At 51.6% G+C, this 18,575-nt stretch carries 17 protein-coding genes; 7 read left to right on the top strand and 10 right to left on the bottom strand.

The window, feature by feature from the left end:
- Nucleotides 1–23 precede the first annotated feature (23 nt).
- From FGI41_RS10125 to FGI41_RS10115, 3 genes are read right to left on the bottom strand one after another with little or no spacing between them, the layout of a single operon-like run.
- Nucleotides 24–1,445 (bottom strand): YhcN/YlaJ family sporulation lipoprotein, encoded by a 1,422-nt coding sequence (locus FGI41_RS10125; protein WP_139490004.1) that lies wholly within the window; start codon nucleotides 1,443–1,445, stop codon nucleotides 24–26.
- Nucleotides 1,446–1,494: 49 nt separating this feature from the next.
- Entirely contained in the window at nucleotides 1,495–2,751 is a 1,257-nt protein-coding gene (locus FGI41_RS10120) for a hypothetical protein (RefSeq protein ID WP_139490003.1), read from the bottom strand.
- On the bottom strand, nucleotides 2,752–4,248 hold the full coding sequence (locus FGI41_RS10115; protein WP_139490002.1) for a hypothetical protein: 1,497 nt from the start codon (nucleotides 4,246–4,248) through the stop codon (nucleotides 2,752–2,754).
- A 181-nt stretch (nucleotides 4,249–4,429) separates the two neighbouring features.
- Here FGI41_RS10115 and typA point away from each other — a divergent pair, with 181 nt between their 5' ends.
- From typA to FGI41_RS10100, 3 genes are all read left to right on the top strand, one after another.
- On the top strand, nucleotides 4,430–6,265 hold the full coding sequence (typA, locus tag FGI41_RS10110) for a translational GTPase TypA (protein ID WP_139490001.1): 1,836 nt from the start codon (nucleotides 4,430–4,432) through the stop codon (nucleotides 6,263–6,265).
- A gap of 235 nt (nucleotides 6,266–6,500) precedes the next feature.
- Nucleotides 6,501–6,827 carry a YlaH-like family protein gene (locus FGI41_RS10105; protein ID WP_139490000.1) on the top strand — a complete coding sequence of 109 codons (327 nt, stop codon included), beginning with the start codon at nucleotides 6,501–6,503 and terminating at the stop codon, nucleotides 6,825–6,827.
- A gap of 12 nt (nucleotides 6,828–6,839) precedes the next feature.
- The gene (locus FGI41_RS10100; RefSeq protein ID WP_139489999.1) at nucleotides 6,840–7,109 is read left to right on the top strand and encodes a hypothetical protein; all 270 of its coding nucleotides are present in this window, start codon (nucleotides 6,840–6,842) and stop codon (nucleotides 7,107–7,109) included.
- A gap of 218 nt (nucleotides 7,110–7,327) precedes the next feature.
- Here the strand turns inward: FGI41_RS10100 and FGI41_RS24875 are convergent, their stop codons facing one another.
- Nucleotides 7,328–7,501 (bottom strand): hypothetical protein, encoded by a 174-nt coding sequence (locus FGI41_RS24875; RefSeq protein WP_176560203.1) that lies wholly within the window; start codon nucleotides 7,499–7,501, stop codon nucleotides 7,328–7,330.
- A gap of 302 nt (nucleotides 7,502–7,803) precedes the next feature.
- On the opposite strand from FGI41_RS24875, the gene FGI41_RS10095 reads away from it, so the two are divergent.
- On the top strand, nucleotides 7,804–9,237 hold the full coding sequence (locus FGI41_RS10095; RefSeq protein WP_139489998.1) for a hypothetical protein: 1,434 nt from the start codon (nucleotides 7,804–7,806) through the stop codon (nucleotides 9,235–9,237).
- 6 nt (nucleotides 9,238–9,243) lie between these two features.
- Here the strand turns inward: FGI41_RS10095 and FGI41_RS10090 are convergent, their stop codons facing one another.
- A complete protein-coding gene (locus tag FGI41_RS10090) occupies nucleotides 9,244–9,582 on the bottom strand; it encodes a DUF5665 domain-containing protein (protein ID WP_139489997.1) in 339 nt (112 codons plus the stop codon).
- 110 nt (nucleotides 9,583–9,692) lie between these two features.
- Between FGI41_RS10090 and FGI41_RS10085 the strand changes: the two genes are divergently transcribed.
- Nucleotides 9,693–10,145, top strand: coding sequence for a pyridoxamine 5'-phosphate oxidase family protein (locus FGI41_RS10085; RefSeq protein WP_139490192.1), 453 nt, complete (start codon nucleotides 9,693–9,695; stop codon nucleotides 10,143–10,145).
- Here FGI41_RS10085 and hlpB read toward each other — a convergent pair.
- The 4 genes from hlpB to FGI41_RS10065 all read right to left on the bottom strand — a co-directional run bounded on the left by hlpB (nucleotide 10,142) and on the right by FGI41_RS10065 (nucleotide 14,614).
- Nucleotides 10,142–10,453 carry an HNH nuclease-like protein HlpB gene (gene hlpB, locus FGI41_RS10080; RefSeq protein ID WP_139489996.1) on the bottom strand — a complete coding sequence of 104 codons (312 nt, stop codon included), beginning with the start codon at nucleotides 10,451–10,453 and terminating at the stop codon, nucleotides 10,142–10,144. The genes FGI41_RS10085 and hlpB overlap by 4 nt on opposite strands.
- A gap of 90 nt (nucleotides 10,454–10,543) precedes the next feature.
- Nucleotides 10,544–11,797 carry a helix-turn-helix domain-containing protein gene (locus tag FGI41_RS10075; protein WP_139489995.1) on the bottom strand — a complete coding sequence of 418 codons (1,254 nt, stop codon included), beginning with the start codon at nucleotides 11,795–11,797 and terminating at the stop codon, nucleotides 10,544–10,546.
- Between the two features lie 132 nt (nucleotides 11,798–11,929).
- Nucleotides 11,930–13,189 carry a tetratricopeptide repeat protein gene (locus FGI41_RS10070; protein WP_139489994.1) on the bottom strand — a complete coding sequence of 420 codons (1,260 nt, stop codon included), beginning with the start codon at nucleotides 13,187–13,189 and terminating at the stop codon, nucleotides 11,930–11,932.
- Between the two features lie 384 nt (nucleotides 13,190–13,573).
- Nucleotides 13,574–14,614: an aldo/keto reductase gene (locus FGI41_RS10065; protein ID WP_139489993.1), complete on the bottom strand. Its 1,041-nt coding sequence runs from the start codon at nucleotides 14,612–14,614 to the stop codon at nucleotides 13,574–13,576.
- Nucleotides 14,615–15,184: 570 nt separating this feature from the next.
- Here FGI41_RS10065 and FGI41_RS10060 point away from each other — a divergent pair.
- A complete protein-coding gene (locus FGI41_RS10060; protein ID WP_176560202.1) occupies nucleotides 15,185–15,733 on the top strand; it encodes a DUF3238 domain-containing protein in 549 nt (182 codons plus the stop codon).
- Nucleotides 15,734–16,173: 440 nt separating this feature from the next.
- On the opposite strand, the gene FGI41_RS10055 is transcribed toward FGI41_RS10060, so the two are convergent.
- Entirely contained in the window at nucleotides 16,174–16,821 is a 648-nt protein-coding gene (locus FGI41_RS10055; RefSeq protein WP_139489991.1) for a YhcN/YlaJ family sporulation lipoprotein, read from the bottom strand.
- Between the two features lie 248 nt (nucleotides 16,822–17,069).
- Between FGI41_RS10055 and FGI41_RS10050 the strand changes: the two genes are divergently transcribed.
- Complete coding sequence (locus tag FGI41_RS10050) at nucleotides 17,070–18,404, top strand: PhoH family protein (RefSeq protein ID WP_139489990.1); 1,335 nt, start codon at nucleotides 17,070–17,072, stop codon at nucleotides 18,402–18,404.
- Nucleotides 18,405–18,575 lie beyond the last annotated feature (171 nt).

The raw sequence follows: 18,575 nt of genomic DNA, 5'->3' as shown, positions 1-18,575 counted from the left end.
GGCTGTCTACGCTCCTTTTTTGTTTACCGGTGGAACTGGGTATTCATCTGCGGTAAATCACGGTTCTGGTAGGAGTAGTTGTAGCTGCCAGGGTAGGCGTTGCCGTAGGTGTTGAGGTTGGCTCGGGTATCGAGTTGGCGGATGCGGTTGATGATGTTGTTGTCAGAGGTGATATGCAAGCGGTAGCCGGGAGTTTGTGCGCGGATCGCTTCGTACACCTGGCGTTCGACGACGCGGCGCTGTTCGGTGTCACCGGGAGCCATGCGGGTGTTAACACCGACTACAGCATCGCCGCCTTTGACCAGCGCGGTTGCGCCTTCGACACCGGGAATACTGTCAGCAACCTGTGCCATCAGAGCGGCTACCTGGTGGTTGTAGCCTCGCCTGGGAAATGTACCGGGTGCCGTGGTTCCGGTTGTCCGGGTGGTTTGATTCGTGGTGGTGCTTGTTTGGTTTTGGTTATTGGTGGTGTTGTCGGAGGTTTGGGTGGTTCTGTCGGCGTTGCCTGTTTTTTTGTTGCCGTGAATCCGCAGGTCAGATACGGCAGGGTTAATTGAGTTGTAGTGGCTGTAGGCATAGAGCTGGCCCATATTGGTTACGCCGTTCGTGCCGTACACACCGTAGATGCCGTTGGAGCCATAGAGGGTTGGCACTTTGTTCATGCCGGGGGTTGTGGTTCCGAACGTGCCGTTCATGTCGCTGCTGCGGGTGAGGGTGGTGTTGCCGGCGGTACCGTTGTTGCCATTGTTTGTACCTGCGTTGTTTGTTTGGTTGGTTGTGGTGTTGTAGCGGTTGCCGAAAATACGGTTGCCAAAGCCGGTGGGGCCATAAGTTCCAGTGCCATTGTTGCCGGGCACTCCGAACAAGGCACCGTCGCCATAGTTGGTACCGGTTCCGTAGCCGTTGTACGTGCGGTTGTAGCCAGTCGTTCCAGTGCCGCCGTAGCCGTTGTAGGCACCGTTTGTACCAGCTGTGCCAGTGCCGTAGCCGTTGTAAGCGCCGTTTGTACCAGCCGTACCAGCGCCGTAGCCGACCGCTCCTGCTCCAGCAGTACCGGCCATACCTGCACCACGGTATGACTCGCGGTAGCCGACACCGTTTCTGTCGTAGATGCGGTTGGTTCTGCGGTTGTTATTTTCGCCGTAGCTGTTGACCGTCTCCATGTTCTCAGATGTGGCAGTACCTGCAGAGAACTCGTCAGCGTAATCAGCACGGCTGCTCAGACGGGGCCCGTCGATGTCACGGCCAAACGGTCTGGTCGCTCCAGTGGTGAATGGGAAGCCTGGATTGTGGCGTTCCCGACCGTCGATGCGCTCAGCCTGATGCAGGGTGTTGGTCGTGTGTGGGCCGATCGCTGGACCGGTCGCACTGTCAGGACTTTGGCCGCAAGCGCTGAGCATCGTGACGATGGTGAGGCAAGAGAGCGGATAAAGCCATTTTTTCATAAGATAAGCCACCTCCACTCTTAGTTTGGTAGGTGGAAGTGGCGCTTACTCAGGAAGTGCTGTCCAACAGACGGGCAGGCAAGGCTAAGCCGGGGCGGTCCCAGCCGATTTTGCTGACCAGCTCTGCTTCGGTGGCGCACAGGATGGATGTTAAGGAAAAAGAAAGCGGAAAAGCTCCCCGGCAAACAGGGCGTCCGCGCTTAAACAGAAACGCTTCGGGAACCCATGCAGACTCTTCGGCCCATGGGGCATAGGACTCAGGTAAGGCGAGTGTTGGGATATAGAGAACCTCTGGCTTGAGGCGGAGCCATTCGCGGAAATGGTGTACCGTGCCAGCCGCAAGACGCAGGGCTTCTTGGGAGTAGCTTGGGCCGGGTGAGAGCTTGTGTTCAAATGCATCATGGGGGGCGAGGAAGGCGGGTTTTTCCACTTGTTTTTCCACCCGAACCGGGGAAAGCAGGGTGACGGCTGCTGTCCGGTTGCCCTCGGCGCTGAAACGCTGGCTGCCAAGTGCCCACGGGACATGCGGATCATAGCGCAGGGTCAGGCTTGTCTTCGTCGCGCATTGCTCAAGGAAGGAGTGAGCAAGGGACAGGCTGGCTGGATTCGTCAGATGGACACCCAGACCGCTGTGAATCAGGGTACCCAAGGCTTCGGGAGAAAACAGGAGAACAGTCTCTTGTGTCACCTGATCCAGTTGATCTGAGACAGAGAGCGGAAAACGGGAAAACCATTGCCATTCTGTCTCCAGATACGTCATCTCCCGCTCAGAGGGGAAGAGTCTGCCACGGTGGCCGAATGGAAAAGACAGGTCTTTTGGCGTAAGTCGGATGGCAGTGCCCTCGTCTTCCAGCTGTAAGCCTTTGGAGTGTGTCACGGTGCGCTTGTGGACGGTCAGGGTGGCGTCAAAACCGTCCGGCAAGTCTGGCATCTCTTGGCGGTAGACGGCTTGGGCGATCAGGGGATCAAACAGAGGGACGACGGGGAGGGGGGCTTTGCTTGGCTTGACAAAATAACGGTAGCCATCATGCAAAAAGCGCTGCTCCCGCCATTCACCAAGAGGCAGGGAATCAGCATGGAGAAGCTCACGTGTCAGCTGGTGGAGTGAAATACTGCCGTCCTGCCAGATCAAGGTGAGCATCCCTCCGATAGCTTGCTCCCTGCCAGCAATATCGCCGCTCGGGGCACTGTCCATCGTCTGCGACTCATTGAGTTCATACCGGAACGCAGCCAGCTTGGAAATCCTGCGGTTCTGCTCCACAGCATCAGTCAGTTGATGGTGAAAATCGGTGTGTTCCATTTTCATTCAGATTCCCCTTTCGTTTTGCTCGATTCCGGCAAAATGGAGATAGGAGTACAATGGTGCGGACATGGTCCAGTACGTCAGATGTGGATGGACTGATGACAATGGCTTTACCTGACTTTTTTGATCTGCTGGTGAATCCGATGTGGGGGACATACCACCCACGAAAGACGGCATCAGAGACTCAATCGAACCAGTTAACCAGACCGGGGTGACGGGTACGAGTCTTTTCTGTTCGTAGCGGTATAACCGTCTGGGACGTAAGCCGAAGCGTCCGGTTGCAGGATCTGCGTGGAATCGGTCGACGCCTTCCAAGAGGTAAAAATCTTCTTCATACAATAACCCGCGTTGATCCAAATGACGGCTGGCCTGTTCCGCGCAAGAGAAGGGGTGTGGATGATCTGGATGAGTAGTGGGATCAACAGGGGCAGAAAGATCCGAACGGTTAACGTGATCGGATAAAGCAAGCTCGGATAAGGCCAGCTCAGGCAGCTCCAGATGAAGATGGCACGAAAAGGAGTGTCCTGCAGCCGCTTCCCGCAAAGCAAGCAGGCCTGCCAAGTCCAGACCGGAGCGGGTCACGATTGCGGATGGAACGAGCAGATAGCCATAGGGATGCATCGGCTGGTAGCTAAGTGCGCCTTCCACCGCGTCAGCTTGCAGGTGTGCAACAGTGTGTGGAACCGAATCGCTTTGATGAAGGAACCAAGTGGCAAGCAGATGGGCCGTAATCTCTATGTCCATCAGGAGTTGCAGATCAAGCTTGTCCCAATTCAGCCGGGGATGAGGTGGCATGGGCAGGCAAGTGTCAGCCCGTTGTCGTGTCTGATGCCAATGTACGATCTGCTCATCTAATGAAGAAATCCATAAATCACCAGTTAATTCCGGTAATGTGGGGGCTGTGGCTCCGTGTTCAAAAGAGTGGGTAATGCCAACGGTTGGGAGCATGATCTGATCTCGGACATGTCCACGGAAAAAGGAGGTCCGATGGGTGGTGCCGTCACTTCGCGTGATGTAACAGGTTTCCCGGCGGAGTGTCAAGGTAGTGGTCAAGGCGGGGAGGGAGTAGGTGGACAGCACATGACGGTGATGGGCTTCGATCTGGGTCAAGAGCGGTGTCTTTTCCCAAATCAGCTTGTCCGGGTCAGGTGTGAGCAGTGGAGGGTAGCGGGATTCAAGCTGTTGCAGCCGCTCGAACCCGGCTGCGAGCAGTGGGCTTATTCGGGTATGTTGACGTGCCTGGTGAAAACAGGCGATAACCGCATCTGGTGTGGAAAGATCGGTAGCAGCCTGACCAATCCCGCCCTCTGGAGTCCGTACCCAGATAATCATGCGCCAGCCGGTTGAGGTGATGGTTTGGCGCTGGGTTCCTTGTTTCCAGAGATATTCGCGTCCATCATGTTCGTGTACATATACATGGGCAAAAACTCCAAATGTATCGGCCGTACTTATGACCATATGGGTGAGTGAAAGAGTCAACGGTGAGACGAGTTCGTTCATCGGCAAGACCTCTCTTTGCTGGGCAAATATCCCATCTATTGTACCATTACGGACAAAGGGAGGTCACGGTTTGGCCGCGTACAATCGTTATCAAAAATACGACAGAATTCTACAATTTTGACATTGAGAAGTTAACATGTTCCTGCTATTATAGAGGTTATGCATACCCGAGGAGGAATTTATGAAACGCCAAGATATTCGAAACATCGCAATCATTGCACACGTTGACCACGGTAAAACCACATTGGTTGACAAGCTGCTGATTCAATCTGGTACCTTCCGAAGCAACCAGCAGGTGGAAGACCGCATGATGGACTCCAATGACCTCGAGAGAGAGCGTGGAATCACCATCCTGGCAAAAACCACCTCTGTGAAATACAATGACTACACCATCAACATCCTCGACACACCTGGTCACGCAGACTTCGGTGGTGAGGTTGAGCGTATCATGAGCATGGTCGACGGTGTTCTTTTGATCGTTGACGCGTTCGAAGGCTGTATGCCACAGACCCGTTTCGTACTGCGTAAAGCACTCGAAGCTAACGTAACTCCAATTGTTGTCGTGAACAAAGTAGACCGCGAAAACGCTCGTCCACAAGAAGTCATCGACGAAGTATATGGTCTCTTCATCGACCTCGATGCCAACGAAGATCAGCTGGACTTCCCGGTTGTCTACGCATCCGGTCTGCAAGGGATTGCAGGTATGACGCCTGACAGCCTGCAAGAAGACCTGCGTCCACTCTTTGATACCATCATCGAACACATGCCTGCACCTGAAGCAGACGTGGAAGCTCCTCTGCAAATGCAAGTTACCATGCTCGACTACAATGACTTCTTGGGCCGTATCGGTATCGGCCGTATCTACCATGGTGAGATCAACGTGAACGACATGGTGGCTGTATGCAAACGCGACGGCTCCGTGAAAAAGCTTCGCGTCCAAAAACTCTTCGGCTTCTCCGGCCTCTCCCGTGTGGAGCAAAAAACCGCTCGTGCGGGTGATATCGTAGCGATCGCAGGTCTTGAGGACATCAACGTGGGTGAAACCATCTGCTACCAAGACAAGCCGTTGCCATTGCCACTCCTCAAAATCGACGAGCCAACCCTGCAAATGACATTCCTCGTCAACACCAGCCCGTTTGCAGGCCGTGAAGGGAAACACGTAACATCCCGTAAGCTCCGTGACCGTCTGATGTCTGAGCTTGAGACCGACGTATCCCTGCGCGTAGACGAAACCGATTCTCCTGACGCGTTTATCGTATCCGGCCGTGGTGAGCTTCACCTCTCCATCCTGGTAGAGAACATGCGCCGTGAAAACTATGAGCTGGCAGTATCTAAGCCTGAAGTTATCATCCGTGAAATCGACGGCGTGAAAAGCGAACCGGCTGAGCGCCTGATCATCGATGTTCCGGAAGAGTACACCGGTTCCGTGATGGAAACCCTCGGCTACCGTAAAGCCGAGATGGTGAACATGGTGAACAACGGCTTCGGTCAAGTTCGTCTTGAGTTCATCATCCCATCCCGTGGTCTGATTGGTTACCGTACCGAGTTCATGACCATCACACGCGGTTATGGCATCATGAACCACTCCTTTGACAGCTACCGTCCATTCGCAACAGGCGATGTGGGTGGCCGCCGCCAAGGTGTACTGATCTCCAACGAAACAGGCGTGGCGACCACATACGGTCTGATGTCTGTAGAAGACCGCGGAATTATGTTCATCGAGCCTGCAACCGAAGTATATGAAGGTATGATCGTCGGCGAACACAACCGCGACAACGACCTAACCGTTAACGTATGTAAAGAAAAGCATGCGACCAACGTCCGTTCCGCGAACAAAGACGAAACCGTGAAGATGAAAACTCCACGTATCCTCACTCTCGAAGAAGCGCTCGAATACCTCAATGACGACGAGCTTTGCGAAGTTACACCGAAGTCCGTACGTCTCCGTAAAAAACACCTCAACAAGTCCGATCGTGAGCGTGCATACAAAGAGAAAAAATGGCAGACACAAGCCTAACCTATATCTCTTGAACAAAAACCGACAAAAGTCGTTTGGAGAGCCCCATCCGGGTTCCCAGACGGCTTTTCTTTTTTGACAGGGGAAGAATCAATTGCTAAAGTAGATGTGTTACAGGTTGTTTTTTGGAGACGCCGATCGAGGAGAGCGTGAATAGGCCGATGAGATCGTGTATGGCCGCGAGTTGCGTGAGCAGGGCTTGGTCGGATAGATAGAGAAGGAGAGGGAAAAAACGATGGAATGGATGGAGCTTGCGTCCAGTTATGAGGTTTCACCTGACAAGGTGCTTACGTGGTATGATCAGTTCCGGTTAGGGGCGGATCATTACCGTTTTTGGATTATTTATGTATATTTGCTTGCGGTCTATTATCTGGGGTTTGCGACACGGATTCGGATGCCGATCTTAAAGACGGTGATGCTGCTTTTGTTTATCGGGGTCGGTTCGCTTGTGTTCAGCATTCTTGATACCACATTGCCGGTGCGGGGCGGTCTGTTCGTCGCGGTGATCATTCTGGTGATCGTGAAGCTGCGCATCAAGCCGGATCAATCATCGCGCCGATAGGAGTGAATCCATATGAAGCTGCAAGATGTGATTTATAACTGGCTGCAGATCCGGGTCGTGGCTGAGGCTCGTCCGGATGACCGTTCGGCACAGGAGACGGAGCAGTTTTTTCACAGCATCCTGAAAGAGGATCATCAGGTGAACGAGGTAGCGCATGCCAAGGTCGAGGACGTGTATGCGGTTCACTATACGATCGGGGAAGAGGAGCATACGGTGACCTTCGACGCTGAGGTCATTGACAGCCTGTTGGACGCGATTCAGGACGAACCTAAGTATCAGTAGGGATTGGGCAAGAAAGGGGCACAGTGAGCCTCTTGGAAGGGTTTTAGAACGTTTCGGCAAAAGGGAGCGTGTTTTGCTCTTTTTTTGTACAAGTGAATAAAGAATAGTTAAAGTAAAAACCCGCCATCTTTTGAGTAGAACGGCGGGTTTTTGCTGTGCGATGCGGTTTCGGGCCTGGCGCAAGCCGCAACGGGTACGGCGTGCTTCTGAACCAGTCGTTAGTCACGCACCGCGTCAATCGCTCCGAGCACCACATGAGCCAGACCGAAGCCGGCCACGCCCCATGCATACGGGTTGTCCGCACGGAAGTTGTTATGCTTGCTGCGAAGCATGGAGACACCTGCGGCGGTAACGGCTGTACCGAGTACGATTGGAACAATACCTTTGCGCATTGGTTGTTCACCTCCGTGCTTATTGTGTGCGAGTGGCTGGGGAGTCACACACGGAGGATTTATGTACCCGAGCCAATAGGTGGGAGGCCCTTTTTATGCAAACGGAACATTTTTTTGAACCACTATTGCAACTTTTGTTGGAACCCTGTCGTCTAGAGCAACAGAAACGACACACAAAAAGAAAAAGACCACCCAATAACAGTCGCAGCCGAGGGTAGACGGCACGCCTGAGGAAATGGTCACAAAAGAAAAAACAATCCACGATCTATTCTACCCGAAAAGTCCGAAAGGGGAAAGAACAGATGAAGAAGTATATGAACAAAACAGTCCTCAGCCTCCTGACCGTAGCAGCGGTAGCAGGCGGTGCCCTCACTCCAATGATGGTAAATGCCGGTGCCAGCACCACAACCGAAGAAAAAATCGTCCTGCCAGGGGATGTCCAAGAAAATTACCGCTATAGCCTGAAGACTCTGGAAACCGAAAACAAGCTGTTCCTTGAGATGCTTCTGGACAAATACGCAGATGATCTGTATGTGGTCATCGACCATGAGGACTTCAAGCTGGATAAACCGCTTGAGGATGTGCTTACTACCTACGGAGCCAACTGGAAAGAGACCCTTGAGGCTTACTACAATAACACCTATCTGGTGGTCCGCTTCGATGACAGCGAAGGCTTCCTCAACTATTACTCCGCCCAAGAAGATGGTGTTACATATGTCCGCGGCAGCGTTGACGAGGATGTGACCAAGGTCAGGCTGATTCTGCCGAACGGAACCAAGGTGGATGTCCTCCAATTCACCGACGGCAAGTTCTCTGTGAGCATCCCGGAAGTAACCGGCACCAACCAGAAGGTGAAGCTGGAAGCCTATGTAGACGGCCAAACCAGCCCGATTGAAACCGTGGAAGTGACTCTTGACGATGTAGTGGAAACCGATCAGAACGTAGTCGTTAACACCTTTGGCTTCTACAACCCGTCCAAATCCGAAGTTCGCGTACAAGGGATCGCCAAAAAATCCGTCGACAAGCTGGTTGTCGTCTACGGCACGGTCCGCCAAGAAGTAAAACTGCAAGACCTCTGGAGCGAGGTAGGCAGCTTCTCCACCACATTCAAGCTGGCCGAGAAGCCTACCGTGAAAAAAGCGACCATCGAAGCGTATGTAGACGGCGTGAAGGTAGAGACCGAAGAGGTGGAGATCGAAAACATCTCAGCTGTCACCCCGCCACCAGCTACCCCAGCACCAACCGCGAAATACAGCATCAAAGCGACCGCACAGTTCAGTGCCAAATATAAAATCGTCAATGTAAAAGGTACCGTTGCGGCGATCTCGCAACAATCCAACACGACCGCAACTGCAGCGGGTGACCTGAAGCTCTACATCATCGCACCGGACGGCAAAAAGCATGAGATCAGCGTGGCAGATGGTGCGTTTGAAGTCAACCTAACTTTCCAAAACCGTTCCTTCAGCGCGAAAAACGTCCGTCTGGAGCTCTACAGCGGCACGACTCTCGTAGGCCAGGCTGATGTCGCGTACGGCATCCCGAACAACAAAATGACCCCTCCTGCTGTGACTCCGGCAGCTTCCGGCACCATCAAGGTAGAGGTTAAGGGCGGCAAGGTTGAGGTCAAGAGCGATGATGACCATGATGAAGATGAAGACGACAATGATGACAACAAGAAACAAGGTAACGGAAAAGGCAATGGCAACGGGAATGGAAAAGGGAAAGACAAGAAATAAATTCGTTTAATGATTGTATGACTGGACATATTCGATGATCTGGCGGACATAATCGCCGATGATCGGAATCGAAAGAAACTGCGTCAAAAGGGAACCGAGTAGCGCGAGCACAATCGCGGTTCCAATCGTCAGACCTAAGCCCCGCGCAAGTCCGGCCAAGAAATTGGTCAGGAGCAGCTTGCGTGGGGCTGTATAATTTTGCACGATATCCGCGAATCGGATATCTTCGAGGAAAACAGCCACTTTGTTCAAGGTATGGTTCAGTTTTCGGACCTCATCGAGCTCGACTAACAGATGCTCGATTTTGGCGCTGAATTCCTCCAGTTGATCAGGTGGTTTGGACATCTGGCACTCCTCCTTTTGTGTGATAGGCAGACAGGCCATTTTTGCGTTTGCGTTCCCGTATCTGGCTGGGTAAAATATACTTACAATATGTACCAAAGGGGGATGACATGATGGCAGAAACCGTTGCAAATTCACTTTCCGAAGAGTTGTTCCAGCTCCTGCAGCAGGAACGCTTCACAACGCTTGGCACAATTGATCATGAAAACGGTGCACCGTCTCTATCGGCAATCTCCTGGGTAGCCGCAATCGATAAGCATACCATCCGTTTTGCTGTCGACAACCGCTCCCGGATTATCCAAAATATCAGCAAAACACCAAATGTCGTACTTAACGTGATCGGGGCTGGCTCCACCTATGCGATCAACGGAACCGCAGGTCTTTTGACCGAAAAGATGGAGGATGTGCCGCTGAAGCTGGCGAATGTGGAAGTGAAGATCGAATCCGTACGCGATATCATGTTCTATGGCTCCCGGATCTCTGTCGAGCCGCAATATGAGAAAACGTATGATAAAAATGCAGCCGCCAAGCTTGATGCCCAAGTGATGACGGCACTGAAAGGCTAGCGGTAGCGCTTTCTTTCATTTGATTTTTTGACCCGCACCAATGTGGTTGCGGGTTGTTTTCGTATCCATTTGAGATAGCTGTCGATCTGCTCGTCCGCTTGTAAGGCTTCGATGGTAAAGAGACCGTCGGCCAGCTGGCGGTTGGTATAGATGGCGTGAATCTGTTTATGGCAGGGGATGCAGAGGTCTGCTGTGGGCATGAACGTACCGCCGTACTCTTTGGGGGTCAGATGGTGGACAGTCGTCTCTACTCCGTCACGCCTGCACAGCTCGCAGGTGGAGAGAGGGGTTTTGGTCTTTGGGGCCATACGTCACCGCTCCTTTTTGTCTAGTATGGTTCGAAGCAGGAGCGGCAAAACGTAAAAGAGCCGAAATTTGATCATTCGGCTCTTTTTTGGTTAGGACAGGGACTGTTCGTACAGACGGGCTGCTTCCTCGTATTCGTGGCGTTGCATGTGGACGCGTGCGAGAAGTCGGTAGGTATGGGAGAGAAGCTCCTTGTCCGCCTCTTCCCCGAAGCTGTCAAGCACCTGTTTTAAAAGCGGGAGAGCGGTATCCGGCTCCTCGGCTTCCAAGGCGGTCTCGGAGAGCAAAAGCAGGGCTTTTGGCGTTAATTCTGGATGGACGAGCAAAATGATCTGCTCGCACAGCTCCCGTGCTTCGCTGATGCGTCCCATCCGTTTGTAGAGGACAGCGAGATGGAAGGAGGTCTCGTTAGCCTCTTCGCTTCTGCCGTGCTGTGCAAACACCGGAATGGCTTTTAAGAAGTACTCCTGCGCTTGCTGGAATTCTCCCTGATCACTCAGGATTACGCCCCATGCGGCATGAGCGACAGCCACGTCTGCTTCGTTTTGAAGAAATTGGAACAGCTCGATGGCATATTGGATGGACGTGATCGCATCATCTACCCGCCCGATCGCTTGAAAGCACGCAGCAAGGGACAGCTCCAGCTCGCCGCTTTTGTACATGATGCCGTTGGTGGTGTTCAATTCTTGTGCGTACAACAAATGCTCGATAGCAGTCTGGTACTCGCCGAGCCGCTGGTGCATGACGCCAAGATGATACATCACCGAGATTCGCAAAAGACCGCTGACCGCGTTATAGTGAACCACTTCCAATGCTTCGAGCAGAGGACGGATCGCTTTTTGTGCCTGGTTGTGCTTGCAGTAGAAGCTGCCGAGAGAGTCCAGCAGACGGACGAGTGGTACCGGGTCATCCTGCTCCCGTGCGGATTCAAGACCATACAGGTACAGCGGTTCCACTTCATCGATACGCCCGTCCGCTTCGGCCAGCTTGCCTTTGGCCCAGTAGTAGATTCCTTTTTCACTGTCGGGAAGGGTGACACCGTGGAGCTTGAGCACCCACTTGCGGGCGATTTCCCATTCCTGCTCATCGATGCGGTTGATGATATGGCGCATCGCGTTTTGTATTTCGACTAGTGAGAACGAGGGATTTTCCGATTCGCTCCACAGATTTTTCAAGTCTGTATCCAGACGTTTTGCTAATTGTTCCAGGATTTCCGGAGAGGGGATTACCAACCCTTTTTCAATTTGACTGACATAGCTGCGGTTGCAGATACCTTCCGCCAGTTCACCTTGGGTCAATTTCATTTTTTTGCGGAATTCACGGAGACGTTTCCCTACGTGTGACATAGATGAGCTCCTTTTAATCACTATTTTGTTAGATGTGATCTCTATTATACTACATCATGTATGCATGAAAAATCCCTTGGTTTTACCATGTGGGCAAAAACCAAGGGAATAAGAAACCGCTTATATAATAACTTAGTAGTCATATTTTTCATAAATGCGGGCAATGGCTTCCTTGTCATTGCTTTTGATGCTGATGTTGACCAGTTCGCGGTAGGCTTTGATCACGTAATGCTTGATTTGATGGCGGGTGAAGAATTCGAGTGATTTTTCCAAGTGAATCAAGGCTTGGTCTACTTCGTCCAGCTCATTTAAGACAGTGGCATAGTTGAGATTGATCTCCGCCAAAAAGTGCTCGGTCGTCGCTTTTTCGATGATGGATTCAAGCAGTTCTTTTGCTTCCCGATAGCGGCCTTGGTGCTTGTAGAGCTGGGCCAGCTCGTTGGTAGCGTTGATCGTCCAGTGACGGTTGCTCATCTTTTGGTGAATCTCGATGGAGCGGTTCAGGAATTCCTCCGCTTTTTCGTATTTGCCAATCACCCGGTAGAGGATCGCCAGGTTGGTGTAGGTATTACCCTCTTGGCGGTCATTTGGGTTGAGCTTGAAGACTTCGAGAGCCTGAAGGTTGTATTTTTCCGCTTTTTCGTATTCCTTGATGTGCAGATGGCATATTGCAAGTCCCATGAAGATCATCGCGCTCTTGTACATCGTGCCGTACGCCTGGTTGAGCTGAACGGCTTGATTGAGCAATTCGATGGCGGAGAAGTATTCTTCCAGGTTCCCGTGCATCATCGCTGAGGTGTAGAGCAGAGAGATGCGCAAGAGTCCACTGATTTCAAAACGGGTCACCAGCTGCAAGGCTTCGTTCAGATGCGGAATCGCCTTTTTCGGCTGGCGGGTCATACAGTAAAAATAACCGAGAGATTGCAGAGCGCGCACGGTGACCACCGGATCATCCCCTTCGCGGGAGAGGAGGATGGCACTGCGGTAGAGCGGCTCTACCTCTTCAAAACGCTGGTCGTTCTGAGCGATTTCTCCTTTGGCCCAGAGAAAGATGCTCTTGTCAGCAGGATTCAACTGGGTGCCGGAGAGCTTGTAGACCCATTTGCGGGCAATCTCCCAGTCGTTGGCTTCGATGCGGTTCACTATATGACGAAGGGCGTTCTGAATCTCGACTTGGTTAAAACCAACCGGAGTTTCAGTTTCGCTCCAGAGCTCACGCAGGTCTGTCTGGAGTCTCTTGGCCAATTGTTCGAGGATTTCAGGAGAAGGAATGACGTTGCCCTTTTCGATTTGGCTAACGTAGCTGCGATTGCAAATGCCTTCCGCCAACTCTTCCTGAGTCATGCGCAGGTTTTTGCGGAAATGACGTAAACGCTTTCCCACGTGATTCATCGGGCATCCACCTTTATCTTTTTTTATATTTAATTATAGCAACGAAATTAGGAAATTGACATAATTTTCTCAAACCATTAATATTGATGATATCGTAAAGAAATATTATTATAAATTACAAGAGGTGATTTGTGTATGAAAAAGTTTGTCAGAGCAGTAATGGTTACATTGGCACTCGTCGCTGTTTTCGGGGGCTATACAGGCACCACAACAGAGGCAGCTAAGGTCATCAGCGAATCAGACGCTTGGGGATAAAAATTTTTAGTTATTCTATAAGCGCTTTCAGAGAGATAATCCATTAAGGATTGGCAATTATATACTACTTCTCAGATGTATAAGAAAAGTTCCCGGATGATTCCCGGGAACTTCTTTATTTTTATAGGGTTATTTTTGCAGAACCGGGGTTGGTTTCGTCTGAGTATTGGACATGTGTTGTTTGAGGCGCTCATCATAACCGCCAGTCCACAGACCTACGATGGTGTCGTACTCTTCTTTGGTGAGTGGTTTTACTTCAGAAGCGAGCGCGAATTCTTTGAGGTTGGCTTCGCTTGTGATGTTAGGCAGAACGGTTACGATGCTTGGCTGGTAGAGGGAGAATTGGATTGCGAGTTGGCCGATGGTGCGCTCGTCGCCGCCGAAGAGGCCTTTTTCTTTCATCTCGCGGACAACGTCTACACCTGCTTGCATCCAGTTGGTTGGACGGTGGCTGCGGTGGTCGTTTTTGTCAAAATGCTTGTCTGGGTCATATGTACCGTCGAGCAAGCCGGATGCGTGAGGTACACGAACGATCAGGGCGCGTTTTTCTGCGTCTGCCACCGGGATTACGTTGCGGGCTGGATCTTGTTCTACGATGTTGTTGATGATTTGGATTGCTGCGTAGTCAGGGCGTTTGAGAGCGGCGATGGATTCATCTTCCCATCCGATGTCTGGACCCATTGCAGCACCGAAGTAACGGATTTTTCCTTCTTTTTGGAGCTGCTTGAGGGTGTCATGGATTTCCTCAGAGAGGACAGCTTCCATACGTGGGTTGTGCAGCTGGTAGAAGTCTACGTAATCGGTGCCCATACGCGTCAGGCTTTGCTCAAGAGCGTAGCGGATGTGTTCTGGGGACCAGTTTTGTGGGAGCTCAGAGTGACCTTGGCGCTCGCCTGGGAGGTTGTAGATATCATAACCGAATTTGGTTGCGAGAACGACTTTGTCGCGGATGTCGCCAAGCGCGTCTTTGAGGATGGTTTCCCCAAGACCATTGCCGTATACGTCGGCTGTATCGAAGAACGTGATACCGTAATCGTCATAAGCGGAACGGAGGAGTTTTTTCCCGAATTCTACGTCTGTTACGCCCCACCATTTGGTTGCGACAGACCATACACCAAAGCCAACTTCGGAGACGCTCAGGTCTGTGCCGGGAAGTGTTCTGTATTTCATGCGGATCTCTCCTTTGAGGATAAGATTGTGATTTTTTAGCTCGTCCTTATCTTACCACGTTCTTTCTTGAAGGTGAAATGTGGGAGGTTACATGTTTGTGAAAAAATTCTCTTTTGGTGTTTTGGGTGGGGGAGAGGGCGATGGTTCGAGGGAATTGGACCGATTAGCCCCTCAGCGGGGGAGCGTTTTGGTGGCCGCTACGAAAAAATCAAGGACAGGACGGGTCAAAAAATTTCGGAGAAGAGGATTCAAGCGAAGGGGTTTGCCCCTGGGAGGATTCGGGGAAGAAGATCTGTCCTTGATTTTTTCTTCGCTGGGCAGGGGGGCTAAAAGGTCCCTTCCCTCGAACCATCGCCCTCTCCCCGACAGCTGTAGAAGTAAAAACCAAAAAGGAATTTTTTAAAAGATGTGAGGGGAAGGATGGGGGAAAGATTTTGAAAGAATATAAATAAGGTTGGGAAAAGATTTTTGAATGAGTGAAAAGATTGGAAAAAGGTGGGGAAGAAATGGGAGGAAGGTGAATATATATGGTGATAAATGTCGATGGAAGAAGGAAGGCGTTGCGTGGAGATGGCAGTGTTGATCCGGTTTCAGACGTTTATCAAGGAGAAGCAGTTCCGGTTTTTGGGGGCTTGGTGGGAAGGGGATGGACGGGAGTTTGAGTTTAATGGGGGATATCGGACGCGGCACGATGTGCTGATCGACTTCGTCGGGCAGACGGTCCGGCAAAAGCGGCTGACCGGGCTTACCTGCAAGTCGGACGAGGCAGATGTGCCGGTGGAAGAGAAGACGTGCGGTCAGGCCAACGCGGATGAGATGTCCGTACAGCATGTCCTCTGGCATCCCGACCATGTCCAATTCCACGTCCGGGGCAGCGCCAAAAACCCGCTCGTAGGCACGGCTTTTCCGCTTGATTATGAGTTCGATGTGGTAGTACGCAACGACGAATACAACATGGTCACCCTGTCTGGCCGACATGATGGTGCACCCTGTTATGAAGTGTATAAATGTGCGTCGTTTAACAACTTCGTCCCACTGCCGCTGTACAGATGGAACAGCCAGTCCCTGCTGCGTCTTGGGGGGATTATGGAGATCAGGGTTCCTTCGATAACGGGGTAGGGGCTGGGATGAGGGGAGACAACGCTGAGTTATTGAAAAGCTGAATGGATCATCAGGAGTAGAGACAGAAGAAATAAGGAAGTCCTGGTATGAACGGTCCATAGGATAGGCACTGGAAGAAGGCATGGGGGCATTGGGATGAACCCACATAAGAACAGTAATAACATATAAATGAATGTAAGGAATTGCAAGTCGCAATAAGGAGTTATAAGGTTGTATAACGAAGTATAAGGCGATGAAACGGTGTAAGATTGAGTTTATCGAACGTTGGATGGTAAACAGAAAATCTTTTGGCTGGACGAATCTTACAGCCTGTTGAGAAGAGGGAGCGATTCCACCCGCTCCCTCTTCTCGCGCACCCGAAGTATGACTGGCTCCACCACACAAAAAAGCATCCCTGCTCCAATCCAACCTTGGAGAGAGATGCTTATTTTTTTACCTTACCGCCCAGCGCCTTGCTGTTGTTGTGTCTGCGGGGTCGGCTGAACATTTTTATTAGAAGGGATCTGCTTGTTACCGCCCTGCGGCGCATTCGGAGACTTGTTGATCTCCTGCTGGCGTTGCTTCGTGATCGGCTCTTCACGACGTTCTACATCGCGCGGCAATTGTGGGATGATCCGGCCGACGATATCGGCCAGCTCTTCGGTCAGACCGACGAGGGGACGTCCTGCCTGGATGTCGGCATACATTTCGCGGAGGCGTTGGACGATGTCTGCGTCAGCGGTGACGATCGCATTGGCTCCTTGTGGGTCTTCCTTGAGTGCTTCGGCTACAGAATACTTGATCACGCCCACTTCTGGACGGTCGAGGTTGTCGCGTACATCGATCCCGACGACAGCCCAGTTACCTAGTACGACAGCAGTGGCCCCCTTAACGTCCTTGACGCGGGAAGCGAGTTGAGAGAGGCGGTCTGCCTTGGCTTGGGCGGATTCATTATATTTGGGTGTTGGTGCGGTCTGCGGTACGCGTTGGGTGGCTTGCGTCTTGCTACCTGGCTGTGGTGCTGCTTGGTTGGTCGGAGATGGGTTTTCGGTGTTGCAAGCGGTCAACATCAAGGTGAGACCCAGCAACGCGATAAAACGTTTCATACAGAAGCAACTCCTTTCAGCAAAATTATGTACATCAGCCCTGTTTACCTGATCCAAAACGCCGGGGGATGAAAGTGCAAAGAGTGAACTCGACCGTATTATGAGCGTGATTGATGGTTTTCATTCGTAAAAGAGACTCGTCTATCTCAACCTGTCCCGTCATACACTTTAATAAAAATCGCCCGCTAAAAAGACAGACCACCACGAACTGCATAATCTATATGAGATGGGTATTAGGAGGCGAGACATTGAAGAAAATCTACGTACTCGACACGAACGTACTCTTGCAAGAACCTATGGCGATTTATTCTTTTCACGATAACGAAATCGTCATTCCAGCGGTGGTACTCGAAGAAGTGGACTCCAAAAAACGCTACATGGACGAGATCGGGCGCAATGCCAGACACGTCTCCCGGCTGCTCGATGGACTGCGCGAGCTTGGACATCTGCACCAAGGAGTCGTCCTGGAGACAGGTGGAGTGGTGAGGGTCGAGCTGAATCATTCTTCGGTAACCAAGCTTCAACAGCAATTTCACGAAGTTACCAATGATAATCGTATCCTCGCCGTAGCTCTGAACCTTCAGGAGGAAGAAAATCAGTCCGCGACTCCACGGCCGGTCATCTTAGTTACCAAAGACGCCCTGATGCGTGTCAAAGCTGACGCGTTGGGTCTGACCGCCGAAGATTATCTCTCGGATCGGGTCGTGCGTGAGTTCTCCCACTTTTACCACGGATATGAGAAGCTGGTCGTGGCATCAGACATCATCAAGACCTACTATGCGAACCGCAAGCTCTCCTTATCCGTCCATTTTCCAAAAAGGGGCTTTTACGCCCATCAGTTTTTGATTCTCAAGGATGAATGTAATCCGTCCATCTCCGCGATCGGCAAGGTGGATGGGGATGCCAAGCACTTGGAGATGCTCGTCACTGAAGACGAGTCCATCTGGGGCATCAAAGCACGCAACGCCCAACAGCGCATGGCGATTGAGCTGTTGCTTAGGGACGATATCCCACTGGTCACACTGACAGGAAAAGCAGGGACAGGGAAGACCTTGCTCGCACTGGCGGCGGGGCTTCTGCAGATCGAGGACATGCAAAAGTATAAAAAATTGTTGGTGGCACGTCCGATCGTGCCGCTTGGCAAAGATATCGGTTATCTGCCAGGGGAGAAGGAGGAGAAGCTCCGTCCATGGATGCAACCGATTTATGATAATTTGGAATATTTGTTTAATGCAAAAAAACCAGGCGACTTGGAAAAAATCCTGCAAGGCATGGGCAGCATACAAGTGGAGGCTCTCACCTACATCCGTGGACGCTCCATTCCTGAGCAGTTCATCATCATAGACGAAGCACAGAACCTGACCAAGCATGAGGTCAAAACCATCCTGACCCGCGTAGGGGAACAGTCCAAGATCGTGCTGATGGGAGACCCTGAGCAGATCGACCATCCGTATCTGGATGAGAGCAACAACGGACTCACCTATGTCGTCGAGATGTTTAAGGATCAGAAGATGGCGGGACACATCAAGCTGGAAAAAGGCGAACGAAGCATTCTGGCACAGCTCGCCGCTGACCTGCTCTAAGGTTTTTGACGAGTGGGGTGTATAAAAACCCAAAAGTCCGACCATACTAACATCATCGAGCCAAGCGGTCACGCCACACGGAACTCACCACGGTAACGTGCACCCATCAGCCTTAAACTGGTGGGACACTCTACTGGGAGGTTGAAGAGCCGCACAACGTGTACATGATGG

This window comes from Brevibacillus dissolubilis (genome assembly GCF_006170445.1).
In the GTDB taxonomy this organism is placed as follows: domain Bacteria; phylum Bacillota; class Bacilli; order Brevibacillales; family Brevibacillaceae; genus Brevibacillus_B; species Brevibacillus_B dissolubilis.
This window is presented reverse-complemented; position numbering and strand designations above follow the sequence as displayed.